This is a genomic window from Mesorhizobium hawassense, assembly GCF_003289945.1.
In the GTDB taxonomy this organism is placed as follows: domain Bacteria; phylum Pseudomonadota; class Alphaproteobacteria; order Rhizobiales; family Rhizobiaceae; genus Mesorhizobium; species Mesorhizobium hawassense.
The window spans coordinates 473,119-491,762 of record NZ_QMBP01000001.1; the positions used below are offsets into that span (position 1 = coordinate 473,119).

At 64.4% G+C, this 18,644-nt stretch carries 17 protein-coding genes; 5 read left to right on the top strand and 12 right to left on the bottom strand.

Translation table 11 applies throughout. The features are described 5' to 3' along the window. Positions 1–74 precede the first annotated feature (74 nt). The 4 genes from DPM33_RS02100 to DPM33_RS02115 form a co-directional block, all read right to left on the bottom strand. Positions 75–1,259, bottom strand: a complete 1,185-nt coding sequence (locus tag DPM33_RS02100) for a mandelate racemase/muconate lactonizing enzyme family protein (RefSeq protein WP_112095228.1) — start codon at positions 1,257–1,259, stop codon at positions 75–77. Position 1,260: 1 nt separating this feature from the next. Beyond that, positions 1,261–2,364 carry a mandelate racemase/muconate lactonizing enzyme family protein gene (locus DPM33_RS02105; protein WP_112095229.1) on the bottom strand — a complete coding sequence of 368 codons (1,104 nt, stop codon included), beginning with the start codon at positions 2,362–2,364 and terminating at the stop codon, positions 1,261–1,263. A 24-nt stretch (positions 2,365–2,388) separates the two neighbouring features. Further along, positions 2,389–3,078, bottom strand: coding sequence for a GntR family transcriptional regulator (locus tag DPM33_RS02110; protein ID WP_112095230.1), 690 nt, complete (start codon positions 3,076–3,078; stop codon positions 2,389–2,391). A gap of 98 nt (positions 3,079–3,176) precedes the next feature. After that, positions 3,177–3,968, bottom strand: coding sequence for a HalD/BesD family halogenase (locus DPM33_RS02115; protein WP_245441963.1), 792 nt, complete (start codon positions 3,966–3,968; stop codon positions 3,177–3,179). A gap of 125 nt (positions 3,969–4,093) precedes the next feature. On the opposite strand from DPM33_RS02115, the gene DPM33_RS02120 reads away from it, so the two are divergent. After that, positions 4,094–4,993 (top strand): LysR substrate-binding domain-containing protein, encoded by a 900-nt coding sequence (locus DPM33_RS02120; RefSeq protein WP_245441964.1) that lies wholly within the window; start codon positions 4,094–4,096, stop codon positions 4,991–4,993. Between the two features lie 61 nt (positions 4,994–5,054). Here DPM33_RS02120 and DPM33_RS02125 read toward each other — a convergent pair whose 3' ends face one another. From DPM33_RS02125 to DPM33_RS02135, 3 genes are read right to left on the bottom strand one after another with little or no spacing between them, the layout of a single operon-like run. Further along, the gene (locus DPM33_RS02125) at positions 5,055–6,203 is read right to left on the bottom strand and encodes an efflux RND transporter periplasmic adaptor subunit (RefSeq protein WP_112095232.1); all 1,149 of its coding nucleotides are present in this window, start codon (positions 6,201–6,203) and stop codon (positions 5,055–5,057) included. 15 nt (positions 6,204–6,218) lie between these two features. Beyond that, positions 6,219–9,413, bottom strand: coding sequence for an efflux RND transporter permease subunit (locus DPM33_RS02130; RefSeq protein ID WP_112095233.1), 3,195 nt, complete (start codon positions 9,411–9,413; stop codon positions 6,219–6,221). Continuing rightward, a complete protein-coding gene (locus tag DPM33_RS02135) occupies positions 9,407–9,709 on the bottom strand; it encodes a hypothetical protein (protein WP_245441965.1) in 303 nt (100 codons plus the stop codon). Before DPM33_RS02135 ends, DPM33_RS02130 begins: the two co-directional genes overlap by 7 nt. A gap of 189 nt (positions 9,710–9,898) precedes the next feature. Between DPM33_RS02135 and DPM33_RS02140 the strand changes: the two genes are divergently transcribed. Together DPM33_RS02140 and DPM33_RS02145 are read left to right on the top strand one after the other, a co-directional pair. Then, positions 9,899–10,480 carry a TetR/AcrR family transcriptional regulator gene (locus tag DPM33_RS02140; protein ID WP_112095908.1) on the top strand — a complete coding sequence of 194 codons (582 nt, stop codon included), beginning with the start codon at positions 9,899–9,901 and terminating at the stop codon, positions 10,478–10,480. A gap of 54 nt (positions 10,481–10,534) precedes the next feature. After that, on the top strand, positions 10,535–11,323 hold the full coding sequence (locus DPM33_RS02145; protein ID WP_112095234.1) for a class I SAM-dependent methyltransferase: 789 nt from the start codon (positions 10,535–10,537) through the stop codon (positions 11,321–11,323). Positions 11,324–11,737: 414 nt separating this feature from the next. Here DPM33_RS02145 and DPM33_RS02155 read toward each other — a convergent pair whose 3' ends face one another. The 4 genes from DPM33_RS02155 to DPM33_RS02170 all read right to left on the bottom strand — a co-directional run bounded on the left by DPM33_RS02155 (position 11,738) and on the right by DPM33_RS02170 (position 15,694). Beyond that, a complete protein-coding gene (locus tag DPM33_RS02155; protein ID WP_112095235.1) occupies positions 11,738–12,760 on the bottom strand; it encodes a LacI family DNA-binding transcriptional regulator in 1,023 nt (340 codons plus the stop codon). 89 nt (positions 12,761–12,849) lie between these two features. Then, entirely contained in the window at positions 12,850–13,644 is a 795-nt protein-coding gene (locus tag DPM33_RS02160; RefSeq protein WP_112095236.1) for an ATP-binding cassette domain-containing protein, read from the bottom strand. 4 nt (positions 13,645–13,648) lie between these two features. Further along, on the bottom strand, positions 13,649–14,635 hold the full coding sequence (locus DPM33_RS02165; protein WP_112095237.1) for an ABC transporter permease: 987 nt from the start codon (positions 14,633–14,635) through the stop codon (positions 13,649–13,651). Between the two features lie 126 nt (positions 14,636–14,761). Continuing rightward, on the bottom strand, positions 14,762–15,694 hold the full coding sequence (locus DPM33_RS02170; protein WP_112095238.1) for a sugar ABC transporter substrate-binding protein: 933 nt from the start codon (positions 15,692–15,694) through the stop codon (positions 14,762–14,764). Positions 15,695–15,707: 13 nt separating this feature from the next. Between DPM33_RS02170 and DPM33_RS35720 the strand changes: the two genes are divergently transcribed. Next, a complete protein-coding gene (locus DPM33_RS35720; protein WP_146770183.1) occupies positions 15,708–15,974 on the top strand; it encodes a hypothetical protein in 267 nt (88 codons plus the stop codon). On the opposite strand, the gene DPM33_RS02175 is transcribed toward DPM33_RS35720, so the two are convergent. Further along, positions 15,971–17,128: a fumarylacetoacetate hydrolase family protein gene (locus DPM33_RS02175; protein ID WP_112095239.1), complete on the bottom strand. Its 1,158-nt coding sequence runs from the start codon at positions 17,126–17,128 to the stop codon at positions 15,971–15,973. The genes DPM33_RS35720 and DPM33_RS02175 overlap by 4 nt on opposite strands. A gap of 194 nt (positions 17,129–17,322) precedes the next feature. Here DPM33_RS02175 and DPM33_RS02180 point away from each other — a divergent pair, with 194 nt between their 5' ends. Next, on the top strand, positions 17,323–18,606 hold the full coding sequence (locus DPM33_RS02180; protein ID WP_112095240.1) for an NAD(P)/FAD-dependent oxidoreductase: 1,284 nt from the start codon (positions 17,323–17,325) through the stop codon (positions 18,604–18,606). The last annotated feature ends 38 nt before the right edge of the window (positions 18,607–18,644 follow it).

The following is an 18,644-nucleotide window of genomic DNA, read 5'->3' on the forward strand; positions in this document are numbered from 1 at the left end:
TGAATTGTCTGTCGGCCAGGCGACCCGTGGCCGCCTCTTTCCAGATAAATCCTGCTTGCTTTTCGACATCCCTCCTAATTCAGCGGCAGTCTGCGGTAAGTCCCGGGTTTTTCCGGGTCGTGATATTTGTTGCAGGGGCCGTTCTCGACGAAATCGCGATGGCAGGCGGCAAGCCGCTCCTGCGACAGCGTCACCCCGAGGCCGTGGCCTTCGGGCACCGGCACGGTGTTGTTCTTCGGCGAAAACGGGCCTTCCTCGATGATGTCCATCGGCTGCATGCGAAACAGGGACTGGTTGGGCTCCCTGATCCAGCCGAGCGCGGCGCACAGATGCAGGTAGCAGGCGCTGCCGATGCCCGTGTCGCCGCTGTAGCACCAATAGTCGATGCCGGCATGCTCGCAGGCGCCGACGAAACGCAACATGCGGTTGATGCCGCCATGCGCCGTCGGGTTACCGACGAAGGCGTCCGGCACCTTCAGCTCCATGGTGCGGGCGATGTCGATATTATGGGTCGAGAACGGGATTGAGGTGTGCCGGCGCAGTTCCCGCATCTCCTCAGATGTAGCCACCGGATCCTCCCAATTGCGCACGCCGAGTTCTTCCAACGGCCGCGCCAGTTGCCTGGCGGTGGCAAGCGAATAAGCTTGGTTGGAATCGATGCGGATCATCGCCTCGTCACCGAGCTGTTTGCGGATCAGCTCGACCATCTTCATCGAGACCTTTGGGTCCTGCGTCGAGAACTTGCCCTCGAAGAAGGTCGTGCCGTGGCCCTCGTTGAGTTCGACGCAGTAGTCGGCGACTTCCTCCGGCGTCTTCTCGCCCTTCACCCTGGCGCCGTCGCCGCGCAGCGAGAAATAGTCGGTGAAGGGGATCTCCTTGCGCACCGCGCCGCCAAGCAATTGATAGAGCGGCTGCTTCCAGGCCTTGCCGCGCAGGTCCCACAGCGCCATCTCGATGGCGCCGAAGGCCATGATGCGGGTGCGGTCGTTGATCGACTGCACGCCGTTCCAGAACGGCAGGCAGACTTCCTCCGCGCCGGCGATGTCGAAGGCGTCGCGGCCGGCGAGCCTCGGCGCCAGCGCGTCGTTGATGATGGCAGCGGCACCCGGTGTCGGCGCCTCGCCGATGCCGACGAGCCCGTCCTCGGTCTCGACCTCGACGATGGTCGGCGAGAAGCCGTCGAGCTCGCCGAAGACCCAGACATAAGGGGCCTCCAGCCGGTAGTTGATCGGTGTTGCTTTGACCCGCCTGATCCTCATGTCAGGCGATCTCGAAGAAGGGTTCGCCGAGCAGGCCCGGGTCAACGTCGATGCCGAGGCCGGGGCCGTCGGGAATGCCCATATGGCTGCCCGTCACCGGCGGAGCGTTCCTGGCCGTGCGCACCGTCACCCATTCGTGGAAGGCGATGGCATGCAGCCGGCGCTCCGCCGGTGTCGACAACGACAGATGCGCCATCGCGGCGGTATCGATCTCGGCGCCGCCGGTGTCCTCGACCGTGATCATGAAGCCGAGATCGACGGCGACGTCGCGGATCAGCCGGGTCTGCGTCACGCCGCCCAGCCGCGAAATCTTCAGCGTCAGTCCGTCGGCAGCGCCGCGGCGGTGGATTTCAAGCATCTCGCCGAGCGAGGTGACGGACTCGTCCAGAACCATCGGCTTGTCGAGCATGCGGCGCACGGACATGTTCTCGTCGAGCGTCGTGCAGGGTTGCTCGAACGTGTAGTCGATGCCGCGCGTGGCGTCGGCGAACTGGCGCGCCTGGTAGGGCGTCCAGCCGGCATTGGCGTCGCAGAAGATCACCGTGCCCTTTGGCACGGCGGCGGCCACGGTCGTCACCCGCTCGATGTCGTCATGCACATTGCCGCCGACCTTGACCTGCAGGCGGCGGCAGCCTTCGGCGATGATCCGCCTAGCCAAAGCCGCCATCTGGTCGAGCGTGCCGTGCGTGACGACCCGGTAGGTCTCCGCCATATCGCTTTCGCGGCCGCCGAGCATGGTCACCAGCGGCACATCGGCCGCCCGCGCCGCCAGGTCCCAGCACGCCATGTCGAGCGCCGACTTGACGTAGGGATGGCCCTTGAACACCGTGTCCATCAGCCTGCCGATGCCGGCAAACCCGCGCGGATCCTGGCCGATGAGATGCGGCGCGATTTCCGGCACGCCCGCGCGGGTTCCGGCCGGGAACGCGGCAGAATAGAAATTGCCGAGCGGCGCCATCTCGCCCCAGCCGGTCACGCCGCCGTCGGAGGTGATTGCGACGATCACCGCGTCGAAACAGTCGGCGACGCGCCCCTTGGACATGCGGTAGGGTCCGTCCACGAAGGGCTGCACGACATGATAGGCCTTGATGCTCTTGATCTTCACTTTTGCTGTCCGCTGTCAGGTCCGTCAGTTCTTCAATGCGCGCTTTTCGAGGCCGCGCGCGTAGGCAAGCAGCTCCTCGAAATCGAGGTCGATATGCTCGCGCGCATGGCGCTGGGCGGCGCGCATGTCCGAACCCTTCATCAGCGCCACATAGGTTTCGTGCACGTCCTCGGCCGGCACCGGCTCGTTGCGCGCTCGCTGATGCAGGGCAAAATACATCTGCAGCCGGCTGGTCAGCCGCTGCCAGGTCTCCAGCAGCACCGAGTTGTCGGCCCATTCGTAGATCAGCCCGTGCAGCTGCAGCGCCGTCTCGATCTGGCGCGTGGTGTCCTTTGCCCGCGTCGCCTCTTTCACCGCGTCGTGGCGGCGGTCGAGCTCGTCGAAGAAACGCTGGTCGCGCAGCGGCCAGGTCCGCTCGATGGCGAATTCGTCGAGCACCTGGTTGAGCGAATAGGCGTCGATGATGTCCTTGGCGGTGACCTCGATGACGAAGGTGCCGGCATAGGGGATGCTGGTCAGGATGCCTTCCTGCACCAGCTCGCGCATGGCCTCGCGCAGCGGCGCGCGGCTGACCCGCATCTGCTCCGCAATCCTGAGCTCATTGAGCTTCTGCCCCGGTTCCAATTGCCCGGTGAGGATGGCGCGCCGCAGCAGGGCGACGATCTCCGCCCTGCGCGTCGTATCCGCGATCGGACTGAAATCCAGCTTTGCCATAGGTCGACTCCCAGGAGGAATTCCTGCAAGACAAGCAGATTGTCGACAATCTAACAAGAGCCGATTTTTCACGAACTCCGGATCTCAGATCGACAGCCTCAAGCAGCCCTGCCGTAGAAGCCGATGCGCTCCTCATCGGTGAACATCACGCCGGGATGTTCATAGTAGGAGAACACCGCGATCATGCGCTCGCGATTGCCCTCGACGGTGGTGACGCGGTGCGCGGTGTTCTTGCCGCGGAAGACGTTCAGCGTGCCGGCCTTGATGCGCAGGATCTTCGCTTCGGGGTCGCGCCCCTCGAGCAGCTTCGCCACGCCGTCATAGTTCGGGTCGCTGTCCGAGCGCAAGTCGGTTCGATACTCGAAATCGCCGCCGATCTCCGGCGCCTGAAGAAGCAGCGTCGTCGTGAATTCCGAGCGATCGAAGTGCCAGTTGAGCGCTTCGCCGGCGCGGTAGCCCATGACATTGGCGCGGGCGAGAGGGTCCTGCATGACATGCAGTTGCGGCTTGTCCATCGTCGCCGCCAGGAACCGCACCAGCGGCGCGTACTCGTAGATCGACAAAACGGTGCTGCCCGGGATCTGGTCGGCGCAGACGGTGTGGCTGATCGTCTCGACCTTGCGCAGCGCGGGATGATCGGGCGCCAATTCCGGGATCGACGGCTTGAAGTAGATGTTGTGCATGCGCTTGTGGACATGCGAGTGGGCGTCCATCACCGGCCGGATTTCGGCGACGGCCTTCTCGGCGATGCCGGGGCGCAGGAACCCTTCCAGGTTGAACATGCCGTTTACCGCGAGCGCGGCCTTGGACTCGTCCACCAGGCGCTGCCATTCGGCACTGCCTTCGCGGTTCAGCGGATAGCGGTCCAGGTCGAGAATGTCTTCGATCATAGCGTCCTCCAAAATCCGGGGTCACTACACAGCAAGAAAATCTTTGCCACAACGTGGAAAATTGTTAGGATTCCCCTAGAAAAACTTTCGAGGAAAATGTGGAAAAGCTTCCGCCTTTGAATGCGATGCGGGCCTTCGAGGTCGCGGCCCGCGCCGGTTCCTTCACGCTTGCCGCGAGCGAGCTTGGCGTCTCGTCGGCTGCGGTCAGCCAGCAGATCCGCAACCTGGAGGACTGGTTCGGCAAGCAGCTCTTCATGCGCAACGGCAACCGCATCGCGCTGACCGATGCCGGCCACGCCATTTACCCGCAGACGGCGCATGCGCTGGGCGAAATCGCGGCTGTAGGCCGGCGAATGCTGGAAGGCGGCCTGCGGACGCGCCTTGTGGTCAGCGTGCCGTTCTCCCTGGCGGAGCTTTGGCTGGCGCCGAGGCTTGCGGTGCTGCTCGACGGTTTTCCGCGGATGGCGATCGATGTCCGTGTCGAGGACGATCCCGTCGACATCGTGCGCCAGAACATCGACCTGCGCATCTCCTATGGCGACTACCATTATCCGGCGCTGAAAATGGTCCGCCTCGTCCACGACGACGTGCTGCCGGTGGCATCGCCGGATTACTGGCAACGCCACGGCGCCGCCGATCTGGCGGATGTGCATGAGAGCCAGTTCATCCACACCAATTGGGGCCCGAACTATGCCTCGCATCCGAGTTGGGCGGACTGGTTCGTGGCGGCCGGCGGCAGCCGTGCGCCCGACCCCTCGCATGGTCGCCGCGTCGGCCTGTCCAGCCTGGCGATCGGCGCCGCCCGGCTGGGGCTTGGGATAGCTTTGGGGCAGAGGGTGATGGCAAGTGCCGACCTGGAAGTGGGTCGACTGATCGCGCTGTCGTCCGTCTCCGTTCGCCTTGGCCAGCCCTATTGCGCCTTCATGCTTCCGGCGAAGGCGGAACGCGCAGACATTACCGGTCTGGTGGAGCTGCTTGGAAGCAACCCCGGGAGGCCACGCGCGGAACCGACTGAGCCCAGATAACAAAACGGCGCCCTCGGAGTAGGAACCGAGGGCGCCGTCGGACCGGAAACTGATGGGGGAATCAGCTGGCCGGTTTCGGTTGCGGCAAGGGAGAAACCGGCATTCCGGGTCCGATCTTCTGCAGATTGCCCGTGATCACCTGGTCGGTCTCGGAGATACCGGAGGTCACGGAAATCAGGTCGCCGTCGGTCGGGCCCAGCGAGACCAGCTTCTGGTCGACGGTGTTGCCCTTGCCAAGCACGTAGAGGTACTTGCCGAGCTGGCTGGAGCCCAGTGCCACCTGCGGCACCATCAGCGTGTTGGGCTGCTCCTTCACATGCAGGCGCACGCGCACATATTGTCCCGGCAGCAGCGCGAACTTGGCGTTGCCGATCGTGGCGCGCGCCGTGATCGTGCCGGTCGAATGGTCGATCGTGTTGTCGATGAAGGTGAGCTCGCCCTTCTGACTGGGCTCAGTCTCACCGGGCAACAGCACGTCGACGGCGATCGGACCGTTAGCCTTCGCCTGCTCGATCTGCACGAGGTCGGTCTCGCTCGGATTGAAGGTCACGTAGATCGGGTCGAGCTGCACCAGCGTGTTGAGCACGGTGCCGGCGACGCTGACCAGCGTGCCGACAGAAGCCTGGTTGCGGCCGATACGGCCGTTGAACGGTGCCTTGATCTCGGCATAGCCGAGATTGAGCTCGGCCGTCCGCACCGCCGCCTGGTCGAGCGCGAGCGCGGCTTGCGCCGTGCGCAGATTGCTGGTGCGCTGGTCGAAGCTGTCCTTGTCGAGATAGCCGGCCTTGGCGAGGTCGCTGCCGCGGCCGAGATTGGACTTGGCATAGTCGAGCGTCGCGGTATCGCGCTGCACCTGCGCCTTGGCCTGGTCGAGCGCCGCCTGATAGTCCTCCGGTGCGATCCGGTAGAGCAGGTCGCCCTGCTTGATGTCGCTGCCATCGGCGACGGTCTGCTCCTGCAGATAGCCCGGCACGCGCGCCTGCAGCGTGATGCTGCGGATCGACTCCACCCGCGCGGCGTAGTCGAGATAGATCGGCAGCGTCTTCTTGACGACATTCACCACCGGCACCGGCATCACGAAGGCCGCCGGCGCGGGCGCAGCGCCCGCCGTGCCGCCGCTGAGATTGCCCATGTCGAGCAAATGCACGCTCGCCACCGAGATCGCGCCCAGCGCGACGGCCGTTCCCAAAGCGATTTTCCATTTACGCATCTTGGTTCTCCAATCCTATTCGGCCGCCTGGGCGAGCTGGAGCGCCGGCTCGGCGGTCGGTTCAATTTCTTGCTGCTGAGGGACGTCGTGATGTCCCTTGGCTGGTTCCTTTTCGCCGCGCTCGCGCAGCTGTTCGATCACCGCGTAGAAGACCGGCACGAAGACCAGCGACAGGATGGTCGCCGCCACCATGCCGCCGAAGACGGTGGTGCCGATCGACTGCCGGCTGGCAGCACCCGCGCCGGTCGCGAACATCAGCGGCAGCACGCCGAGGATGAAGGCGAAGGCGGTCATCAGGATAGGCCGCAGCCTCAGCCTTGCGGCTTCCATGGACGCCTCGACGATGGTCAGGCCTTCCTCGCGCCGTCGTCTTGCGAACTCGACGATCAGGATCGCGTTCTTGGCCGCGAGGCCGATCAGCATGACGAAGCCGATCTGCGAGTAGACGTCGATCTGCATGCCGCGCAGCAAAAGCACGACGAAGGCGCCGAACAGGGCCAGCGGCACGGCAAGCAGCACCATGAAGGGCATCGCCCAGCTTTCATACTGCGCCGCCAGGATCAGGAAGACGAAGACGATCGCCAGTCCGAAGACGACCGAGGCGATCGATCCGGCCTTGAGCTCCTGATAGGTGATGCCGGTCCATTCGTAGCCGAAGTCGCGCGGCAGCACGTTTGCCGCCGCCCGCTCCATGGCTGCCACCGCCTGTCCGGATGAGAAGCCGGGGGCAGCACCGCCATTGATGAGGGCCGAGGCATTGTTGTTGTAATGCGGCACGGTTTCCGGTCCGACGATCGGCACCAGCTTGCCCAGCGTGCTCAGCGGCACCATGCCGCCCGAGGCGTTGCGCACATAGAGCCGCGAGATGTCGGTGGCGTCGGCGCGCGCGTCCTTGTCTGCCTGGATGGTCACACGGAAGGTGCGGCCGAACAGGTTGAAGTCATTGACGTAGAGCGAGCCGAGATAGATCTGCAGTGTATTGAAGACATCAGGCAGGTTGAGGCCGAGAAGCTTCGCCTTGCTGCGGTCGAGGTCGTAGTTGAACTGCGGCGTCGAGGTCGAGAAGGACGAGAACAACTGCTGCGGATTGAGCTCCGGCTGCTTGCGCGCCTCGGCCAGCAGTGCCTGCGTGACATCGTTCAGCGCGGCGCTGCCGCGGCCCGACAGATCCTCCACCTGGAACTCGAAGCCACCGGTGGTGCCGATACCCGGGATCGAAGGCGGATCGAAGGAGAGCGCGAACGCATCCGGCATCTGCAAGAGCTTGCCGCGCACCTGCTCGACCAGTTTCGACGCGCTCTGGTCAGGGCCGCGTTCGTCCCATGGCTTCAGGATGGCGAATTCCACCGCCGAATTCGACTGCGCGGCGCTGGTCAGGAAGTTGAGGCCGCTGATCGAGCCGACGATGTCGACGCCGGGCGTGTTCTGCAGGATATCGCGCGCCTTCTGCGCCACCGCGTCGGTACGCTCCAGCGAAGCGCCGTCGGGCAACTGGATGACGACGAAGAAGTAGCCCTGGTCTTCCACGGGAAGGAAGGTCGAGGGCAATTTCTGCCAGACGAAATAGGTTGCGACCAGACCGGCCGCGAACAGGCCGAGCATGGCCCAGCGCAGCTTGATCAGGATGCGCACGCCATGGGCATAGGCATGCGACAGCCAGTCGAAGCCGGCGTTGAACCAGCGGAACAGCACGAACTGGGTTTCGCCGCGATGGCGCAGGAAGGCGGCGCTCAGCGCAGGCGAGAGCGTCAGCGAGTTGAAGGCCGAGATGCCGACCGAGATCGCCACGGTGAGCGCGAACTGGTTGTAGAGCCGTCCGGAAACGCCGGGGATGAACGCGACCGGGATGAACACCGCCATCAGCACCGCCGTGGTGGCGATGATCGGCCCGGTCACTTCGGCCATCGCCGCGCGCGTCGCGGCGAGCGGCTTCAAGCCCGCTTCCAGCTGTCGTTCGACATTCTCGACCACGACGATGGCGTCGTCGACGACAAGGCCGATCGCCAGCACCATGCCGAGGAGCGAGAGCATGTTGAGCGAGAAGCCCAGCATGTACATCACCGCCAGCGTTGCGATCAGCGACACGGGTATGGCGATGGTCGGAATGATGGTGGTGCGCCAGCTCTGCAGGAAGATGAACACCACCGCCACGACCAGCACCAGCGCTTCGCCGAGTGTGATCAGCACGTCATGCATCGAGGCCGACACGAAGCGCGTCGTGTCGTAGTGCATGGCGTAGTTGACGCCCTTCGGGAAACGGCCCGACAGCTCCTGCATCTTGTCCTTGACCCGCTGCTGCAGGTCGAGCGCGTTGGAGCCGGGCATCTGATAGACGGCCAGAACCACGGTCGGGTCCTTGCCGAAGAAGGCCGAGGACGAATATTGCAGCGCGCCGAGCTCTATGCGGGCGACGTCACGCAGCCTAACCAGCGAGCCATTCTGCGAATCGGCGCGCACCACGATGTCGCCGAATTCCTTCGGGTCGCTGAGGCGGCCGACGGCATTGACCTGCATCTCGAAGGCGGTGCCGGCGGGCGCCGGCGACTGGCCGATCTTGCCGGCCGCCACCTGCACGTTCTGCTCGGCGATGGCGTTCTGCACGTCGACGGCGGTGATGCCGAGATTGGCCAGCTTGTCCGGATCGAGCCAGACGCGCATCGAATAGCGGCGCTCGCCGAAGATCTGCACGTCGCCGACGCCGGGCAGGCGCTTCAGCGGATCGACGACCTGCAGATAGGCGAGGTTGCTCAGCGCCACCGGATCGACCGAGCCGTCCGGCGAGGTGAGGTCGACGATCAGCACGAAATTGGGGTTCTGCTTCTTGATCGTCACGCCGCCCTGGTTGACGATTGCGGGCAGGGAGGATGCCGCTTGGCTGACCCGATTCTGCACGTCGACGGCCGCCGTGCTCAGCGGATAGCCGACGTCGAAAGTGATGGTGATGGTGGACGAGCCGTCATTCGAGCTCGTCGACGACATGTAGGTCATGCCTTGCACGCCGTTGATCTGCTGCTCGAGCGGCGTCGTCACGGTATCGGCGACGACCTGCGCGCTGGCGCCCGGATAGTGGGCGCTGACCACGACCTGCGGCGGCGTGATGTCGGGGAACTGCGAGACCGGCAGAAGGAAATAGGCGATCGCGCCGGCGAGCACCATGATGATGGCGATCGCCGACGCAAAGATCGGGCGGTTGACGAAGAAGTTTACCATGATGCGGATGCCTCGCCGAAGGGCTTTGCGAAATGGCGCAGGCGCCGGGCCCGGCCGGAGCCGGAATCCGCCAGGAAGGATGGCAGGACGTCATCGTCCGGCGCCTGTTCCGCCGCGCGCGAGCGCAGCATCCTCTCGAAGGCTTTGGGATCGATTCCGTCAGCCTTCATCACCAGCCGGATCATCGGATCCCGGATGGCTTCGTCGATTGTCAGGTCTTTGCGCTTTTGCATAGGAGTGGCTCCTTGCTCGTCCCGCATCGGTTGATCACGGGCCGCTTTTTTCTCGTTCTTCACCGGCCGAAGCCGCATGACAGGCAGGTTTTGCGTCCTATCTCACTCTTGGCAGGCCATCGGTGGGCCTTGTCGTTTGACGGAGAGTGATATAGGTGTTACCAGTAAGTAACATGCTAAAAGTTACAGACCGGTAACACCCTAGTCAAGAGGTGACCTCGGTTTTTTTGGAAACGACGAAAGGAGAGCATGATGACTGACGGCGTTGCGGAGCGTTCCCGCCCCCGGGATCGAATCCTGGAAACGGCGCAGGACATGTTCCACAAGCACGGCATCAAGGGTGTGGGCGTCGACGCCATCACCGAGGCTGCCGGCACCAACAAGATGACGCTTTACCGTCATTTCGAGTCCAAGGACGAGCTGATCATCGAATGCCTGCGCGCGACGGCCGCCAAGGCTTCACGGATATGGGACGAGTTCGAGGCTCAGCATCCCGGCGACAAGCTCGGCCAACTGCATGCCTGGGTTCAAAAGGCTTCCGAGCTGCTTAGCGCCGACAGCCGCGGCTGCGACATGGCGAACGCCGCCGTAGAGCTCAGCGAGGCCGATCATCCGGCCAGGCGCGTCATCAAGGAACTGAAAGAGGCGCAGCGGGAAAAGCTGGTTATGCTGTGCCGCGATGCCGGCATAGGCCAGGCCGAGCTGCTCGCCGACACGCTGTCGCTGCTGCTCGAAGGCGCGCGCGTCTCGATGCAGAGCGTCGGTTCGGAGGGTCCGAGCGCGCAATTCGTGCGCATGGCCGAGAGCTTGATCGCCTCGTTCCGGGCGCGCTGATGTCTTCGCCTCATCCTGGTTCTGTTATGCTGTCTCGGAATCGGGAGCTGCGCGATGGGTCAGATAAGTTTTCCGGAGATGTATGAGCGCTGGCTCGTGGGGCCTCTCTTCCGCCCTTGGGCCGAAGTGACCTTCGATGAAGTGAAGCTATCTCGAGGCAACCGGGTCTTGGACATCGCCTGCGGTACAGGAATAGTCGCGCGCGTTGCTAAGGAGCGGCTCGGTGCCGCTGGATATGTTGTCGGCATCGACATCAACACGGATATGCTTGCCGTCGCGCGCGCTGAGGCGCCAGACATCGATTGGCGCGCAGGTAATGCCAGTGCTCTGCCACTGCGCGACAGAGAGCAGTTCGACGTGATCGTCTGTCAGCAGGGGCTGCAGTTCTTTCCCGACAAGCCCGCCGCGGCGGCGGAGATGCGGCGAGCGCTGGCGCAGGGCGGCCGCTTGGCAGTTGCCACGTGGCGCTCCGACGAGGAAATCCCCTTCTTTCGAGAACTCCGCCGGGTCGCCGAGCGGTTCCTCGGCCCAATCACGGACCTGCGCCACAGCTTTGGGAATGCGGCGTTGCTCGAGGCGCTGCTCCGGGACGCCGGCTTCCACGATGTTCGATCAAGGACAATATCGCGCACGATACGCTTTGAGGACGGCGCGCCTCTACTGCGATTGAATACGATGGCGCTGGTCGGCATGAGTGCTGCCGGCAAGGCAATGGCCGATCAGGAACGCAAGCGCGTCCTGGAGGATATCGTGAGCGGGAGTGCACCCGTGCTGCAGTCACACGCCGATGGATCGGGAGTCGTTTTCGAGATCAGCTCCAATCTGGCGACGGCTAAAGGCTAGAGCAATCCCAGGAAAAGTGTGACACGGATTTCCGTCAGGGATTGCGTCAAAACAAAGAGATAGAGCGGCTCGCCGTTTCCATGACGGTTATACGCTCCAGACGCATACCTGGCCAGCATCAGATGGACGCTCGCTCCACGCGGCTGACGTTGCTTCCGTGTTGTCCATGCGGGCAAAGAAAAAGCCCGCTGCCGGGAGGAGGTGGCAGCGGGCTCGATTTCGAGTACGGCACGGGAGGAGGTGTACCGCACTCACCGTCGGCATCACATCTGGGAGGAGGAGACGGCCGACACCCAGACATTTACGAATTGCCTAACGATTCGGCAATTGCGAAAGTTGCATAGCTGGTGTGCAGATTTGTAAGATCAATTGTCATACAAATCCGGAAAGAGCGGCTTTTCCAAGGCGGCCGCGTCACTGCACCGGCACGTTTTCCTTGAAGATCAGCCGCGGCTCGATGAATTTCTTTGTCAGGTACGGCGCCGACGAGGCAATCGAGCCGAGCAGGCGGATCACCGACTGCTCGGCGATCAGCCGCGCATTCTGGTCTATGACTACGTCGGCGAGATCGTCGACGAGATAACGGCGCGTTTCCTTGGTCAGGTCGTGGCAGATGAACACCGGCTTCCGGCGCGGCCTGACCTCGAGCAGCGCCTTGGCGACGCCGGAACGCCCGGCCCCGACGCAATAGATGCCAAGCAGCTCCGGTTCGTTATGCAGCGCCTTGATGGTGGCGCTGTAGCTGGCCTCCGGGTCGTCGTTGCTCTCGGCGGCACTGGAGACGGTGAGGTTGGGAAACTCTTCGCTCAGCACCGAACGAAAACCCATCTCGCGCTCCTCATGGCCGCGATAGGAGCGCGAGCCGACCACCATCGCCAGATGTCCTGTACGGCCGCCGACGAAGCGGCCCATCAAGAGCGCGGCCGTGCGACCCGCGACCCGGTTGTCGATACCGACATAGGCCGAGCGGGGCGCTGCCGGCACGTCCGAGACCAGCGTCACCAGCCTGATCCCGGCCTCGACAAGCTCGCGTAGGATGTTGCGCGTGCGCGGGTGGTCGACGGCGATGACGCCGACGCCATTGGCCTTGAGCGACAGGTTCTCGACCGCGCCCTGCAGCGCGCCGGGCGAGATGCCGGCAAGGTTGTGGATGCGGCAGGAGGCGACCAGCGGCAGGCGCTGGGCATAATCCTCGATGTGATGGGCGAGGTCGGCCATGAAGGCGTTGGACCCGATCGGCAGGAAGAATTCGAGATGCGCCGGCTTCGACGGCAGCACCACCTGGTCGAGGGTCGGCAGATAGCCGAGCTGCTTGGCCGCCTCCATCACGCGCTGCCGGTTGGCGGCACTTGCGCCCGGACGGTTGTTCAGCACCCGGTCGACGGTCGCGGTCGATAGGCCGCAGCTTCTGGCGATGTCGGTTACGGTGGCTTTCATGGGTCCAGTCATAGGCGCTGATGCAATCCCGTGCCAATGGCCGGCGTGAAACTGCGTGCGGTCGCCGACGCGATCCGCCCGGTCAGCAATCAACCATGTTGCTGCGGGCCGTCGGCGATCGCGTCGCGGATTTCCTTGTCCGACATGCCGGTGATGACGCGCTCGACCTCGGCGACCGTGGTCTTTTTCGGATCGATATCGTCGGCCACCACCTTGCCCCGCCGCATCACCACGATGCGGTCGACCACCTGGAAGACATGGTGGATGTTGTGCGCGATGAAGATGCAGGAATGGCCCGAGTCGCGGGCGCTGCGCACGAAGCTCAGCACGCCTTGCGTCTCGGCGACGCCGAGATTGTTGGTCGGCTCGTCGAGGATGATGAGATCGCTGTCGAAATGCATGGCGCGGGCGATCGCCACCGCCTGCCGTTCGCCGCCCGACAGCGAGCCGATCGGCGTCGTCGGCGGGATGTTCTTGGTGATGCCGACCTGCCTCAGCAGGTCGCGCGCCACCGAGTTCATCGCCTCCTGGTCCATGCGGTTGAGGAAGCGCGGCGGCTTGATCGGCTCGCGCCCGAGGAACAGGTTGCGCGCGATCGACAACTGCGTGACCAGCGCCGAGTCCTGGTAGATCGTCTCGATGCCATGCGCGATGGCGTCGCTGGTCGAGCGCAGCGTGACCTTCTTGCCGCGGATGAAGATGTCGCCGCTGGTCAGCGGCACCGCCCCCGACAGCACCTTGATCAGCGTCGACTTGCCGGCGCCGTTGTCGCCGAGCAGGCCGACGATCTCTCTTTCGTTGACGTGGAAATTGGCGTCCACCAGCGCCTGCACGCGCCCGTAGGACTTGCGGATGTTTTCCATGCGGATCAGCGGTTCGGCCATGGTTTCACGTCCCTGCCTGGTGCCGGCGTTCGAGCCATGAATGCAGCGCCATCATGCCGAGGATGATCGCGCCGATGAAGATGTTGTAGGCGAGCCCCGGCACGCCGATCAGCACGATGCCGTTGCGCATGACGCGCAGGATCAGGATGCCGAGCACCGTGCCGATGATGGTGCCGCGCCCGCCAGTCAGCGCCGTGCCGCCGATCACCACCATGGCGATGACCTCGAGCTCGTAACCGGTGCCGCTGTTGGGGTTGGCGGCCGATGTGCGCAGCGACGAGATCACACCGGCGAGCGAGGCCATCACCGCCGACAGGATGAACAGGCCGACCTTGACGCGGTTGACGTTCACGCCGCGCGCCCGTGCCGCAAGCGGATTGCCTCCCGCCGCCTGGATCCAGTTGCCGGTGCGGCTCTGCGTCAGCACATAGCCGAGCACGATCGCGGCCCCGATGAACCAGAACAGCGAGGCGTAGATGCGGAACGGCCCGACATAGAAATCGCCGACCAGGATGTTCGCCAGCCAGCTGCCCTCGGCGCTCCAGGTGCGCTGCGGGAAGCCGTCGGTGACGAAAAGTGCCGTGCCACGCACCACCAGCAGCATGCCGAGCGTGACCAGGAAGGACGGGATCTTGAGCTGGGTGACGAACCAGCCATTGACCAGCCCGATGACGGCCGCGACCACCAATGCGATCAGCAGGCCCACTTCCAGCGAGGTGACGCCGCTGTTGTAGAGCGTCCACATCAGAACCGGCGAGAAGCCGAACAGCGAGCCGACCGACAGGTCGAATTCACCCGACGTCATCAACAGCGTCATCGCCAGCGCGATCAGGCCGAGCTCGACGGTGAAGGCCAGGATGTTGGAGATGTTCTGCGCCGACAGGAAGTCGGGATTGATGCCCCAGAAGACGACCAGCTCGATGACGAGCAGGACGAGGGGGCCGAATTCGGATCTGCCGATCAGGCGCTGGATGAAGGAACGATTTTCCACGAGGTACCCGCGACGTGATTAGAACTGGCCGGATCTTGCGCCGCGTGTGTGACGGCGGCCTCCGGCGGCGGCATCCAGCGCCGCGCCTTGAGCTGGAAAGCGCGGCGCTGGTGAAACGCGCGGGACTTATTTGCCGGACAGGATCTTGTCGTAGACGCCGGCGGTGTCCTTCTCATAGAGCGCGCCGGTGATGACGTTGAAGCCTGGAGGGATGCCGCTGGCGGCCATATTGGCCAGCGAAAGCGCCACGTAGCTCGTCGCCTGCGGATCTTGCCACTGCGCGGCATTGACGTAGCCGTTCAGCACTTCCTGCGTGGTGTCGAGCGAGTTGCCCCAGCCGACCACCGGGATTTCGCCGGGCTTGACGCCAACCTGGTCGAACACGCGCTTGATCGAGCCGGTGACGAGGTCGCCGAGGCCGATGATGGCTTTCACCTTGCCTTTGTGCGCGGTGAGATAGTCGGACATGCGGCTGATCACTTCGGCCTGGTCGAGGGTGGCCTCGGTGATTTCATAGGTGACGCCGAGCGGCCCGAAGACGCTCTTGATGCCTTCTTCCTCCTGCACGCCATAGGTGGCGCCGGGCACCTCGACGGGCATCCAGACGAAGTCGCCTTTCTTCACCAGGCCCTTGTCGACCAGATATTGCGCCCAGTGCTTGCCAAAGGTGGTGTTGTCGCCGCCGACATAGGCGTTGAAATTGGCTTTCGGATCGGGCGTGTTGAAGTTGATGATCGGGATATTGGCGGCGCGCGCTTCCTTGGCCAGTTCGATCAGGCTGCCCGGATCGGGGCTGGTGGTGACGATGCCATCGGCCTTGGCCGAGATGGCGGCGCGGATCGCCTCCTGCTGCGAGGCGACGTCGCCATTGTGGAACGAGGTATTGACCTTGTTGCCGGTGTCGGTCGCCCATTGCTTGGCGCCGGCGAGGAAGTAGGTCCAGACCGGGTCGGCCGGGCCGCCATGCGAAATCCAGTAGAACGTCTTGGCCTGAGCCATCGCCGGGATGGCGATGGCCGCGATCAAGGCAAGCACGAGCAGTCTTAGCCGCGAAAGCATTCGATTTCCTCCCATGTTGAAATTCTCCTCCTGGATCAAGCGTGGCGCGATCGCCTGGGACCGCACCTCCTGCCAGCGCCGACCGGAACGTCCAGAGCATTCCCTTTTTCGGGCGGTGGCAAGCCTCCATCGCCAATGGATGTTGGCACAGGCGCGCACGCCATCAGCAATCCCATCAGATTGCATCAGCTATGGTGATATTTTCCAGGGCAACCGCCACCGTCGCCCATCGCGCTGCGTGGACGGCCTTTCGACGACTTCGCTCGTGGTGCAGCGTTAGATGAGATTGGCCTTTGCCAGGTCGCGCATCAGGTGGCTGGCGCCGTAGGTCCAGTGCGGACAGTCCGGCGAAAGGCGCACGCGGTTGGTGAGCGCGCCGAGTTTTTCCGACGAGATGGTGACGATGTCGCCGACCTTGTGGGTAAAGCCTTTGCCCTTCTCGCCGCGATCCTTCGACGGCACGAACATGGTGCCGAGATAGAGCGCCAGCCCGTCGGGATACTGGTGATGCGGGCCCATCGCGGCCTTGACCAGCTCTTCCGGCGAGCGGCTGATTTCGGCCATCGAACTGGCGCCCTCCAGCGAGAAGCCGTCTTCGCCTTCGACGCTCAGCCGCACCGTGGCCCGTTTGACGTCGGCGATCGCGAAGGTGTCGTCGAACAGCCGGATGAACGGCCCGAGCGAGGCGGAGGCGTTGTTGTCCTTGGCCTTGCCGAGCAGCAGCGCCGAGCGTCCCTCGACATCGCGCAAATTGACGTCGTTGCCGAGCGTGGCGCCGACGATACGGCCGGAACTGTCGGCAATCATGGCGATCTCCGGCTCCGGATTGTTCCAGGTCGAGACCGGGTGCAGCCCGACATCGGCGCCGAAGCCGACGGAGGCCATCGGCTGGCATTTGGTGAAGATTTCGGCATCCGGCCCGATGCCGACTTCCAGATATTGCGACCAGGCGCCGCGCGAAATCAGCTTGGCCTTGATCTCCATCGCCTCTGGCGAGCCAGGCTTGAGCTTCGACAAATCGTGGCCGATCAGCCCGGCGATGTCGGCGCGGATGGCGTCGGCCTTTTCCGCCGAGCCGCGCGCCTGCTCCTCGATGACGCGTTCCAGCAGGCTGACGACGAAGGTCACGCCGGAAGCCTTCACCGCCTGCAGGTCGACGGGTGAAAGCAGGATCGGCTTAGTCGCATCGCGTTTGGCCTCGAAACTGTTCGCCCCGATGTCGGCGAGCGCGCCGATCGCCTTGCCTTTAGCAGAACGCAGGTAGCCGGCCGGATCCGTCAGCTCGCAAAGGTCGCGCACGGTCGGCGCCGCACTCGAGGTGATGTCGATGACCTCACCGTCCCGCACCGTCACCACCAGCGGATGGGCAGCCTGGCTGGTCCGGGCACGGCCGACGAAAATGCCGTCGGCGGGCAGGCGGGTCGGATCGGTCATGGCAATGGTCCTCTCGATTTTTCGGGCGGCACTTTCCCCGGATTTTGCCCGAACGTCTATCCCGTTGATGGCGTGGTCTATGGGGCCAATGGGCTTGTGTCACAGCCGCCGGCGATCTGGCCTATGGAAACGCGCTTTCAAATCTGTGAAATCGACAATAGGATTTTCATGCAACTCCAGCGCCGAGGTGGTCTTTGCCCGCAGCCTTCTCCGATCCGGTCTGGCGGAAGCCCCAAACGGCACCGGCGTTTCGGTCCGAACTGTCATTCGGCGGCACGCTGGACGCGATCATCGTCGGCGGCGGCATCATGGGCCTGTCGACGGCGCTGCATGCGGCCCGCGCCGGGCTTTCCGTGCAGGTGCTGGACGCCGGCGCGATCGGGCAGGGCGCTTCGGGCCTCAATGGCGGACAGGTCATTCCCGGCCTCAAATACGATCCAGAATGGCTGCTCAGGCATTTCGGCAAGGAGCGCGGCGAAGCCCTGGTCGCGTTCGCTGCCTCGACGGCCGACGCGGTGTTCGACGTGATCCGCGACGAGAGGCTGGCCGTGCCGTTCACACGCAATGGCTGGATCCAGGCGGCGCACACCGAGACCGCCCTAAAAGCCGCGGCGAACCGCGATCGCCAATGGCGCTCGCGCGGCGCCGACGTCGAGTTGGTCGACCAGGCAGAAATCGCCGCGATGACCGGAGCCAGGGGCTATCTCGGCGGCTGGCTCGACCGCCGCGCCGGCGTCATCGATCCGCTGTCCTACACGCTCGAACTCGCCCGCGTCGCCTCGGCGGCCGGCGCCAGCATCGCCGAGCAGCAGAAGGTGGTGAAGCTCGCCAAGAAGGCCGGCGTCTGGTGGGTTTCGACGCAAGGCGGCGTCGAATTGCGCGCCAAGTCGGTCGTGCTCGCCACCAATGCCTATACGGACGGGCTGTTGCCCGGGCTTGCCCAGACCATCGTGCCGCTGCACTCCTTCCAGATCGCCACCGCGCCGCTGCCGGCCGAGCTTGCCGCAAGCATCCTGCCGGGCGGCCAGGCGGTTTCGGATTCTCGCCGCATCCTGGTCTATTACCGCCGGAGTCCCGATGGCCGCATGGTGCTCGGCGGCCGCGGCCGTATGGCGCTGCCGTCAAGCGCCGCCGACTGGGCGCATTGCGAACGCGCGCTCACCCGCCTCTATCCGGCGCTTGCCGGCATCGCGATCGAAAAGCGCTGGTTCGGCCGTGTGGCGCTGACGCCGGACCACCTGCCGCATCTGCATGAACCGGAAAAGGGGCTGCTCGCCGTCGTCGGCTGCCAGGGCAGGGGTGTCGGCCTGATGAGCGCGCTGGGCAGGCGCGTGGCGAACTACCTCGCGAGCGGCGATGCCGGCCAATTGCCGTTCCCGCTGTCGCCGATCCGGCCGATCCCGTTCCACGCTTTCCGCCAGGTCGGCGTTGTCGCGGCAATCACCTGGTACCGGATGCTCGACGCGTTCGAGCGCTGACCAATGCATGTCGCCCAGAAGTTTGCAGCGGTTCTGGG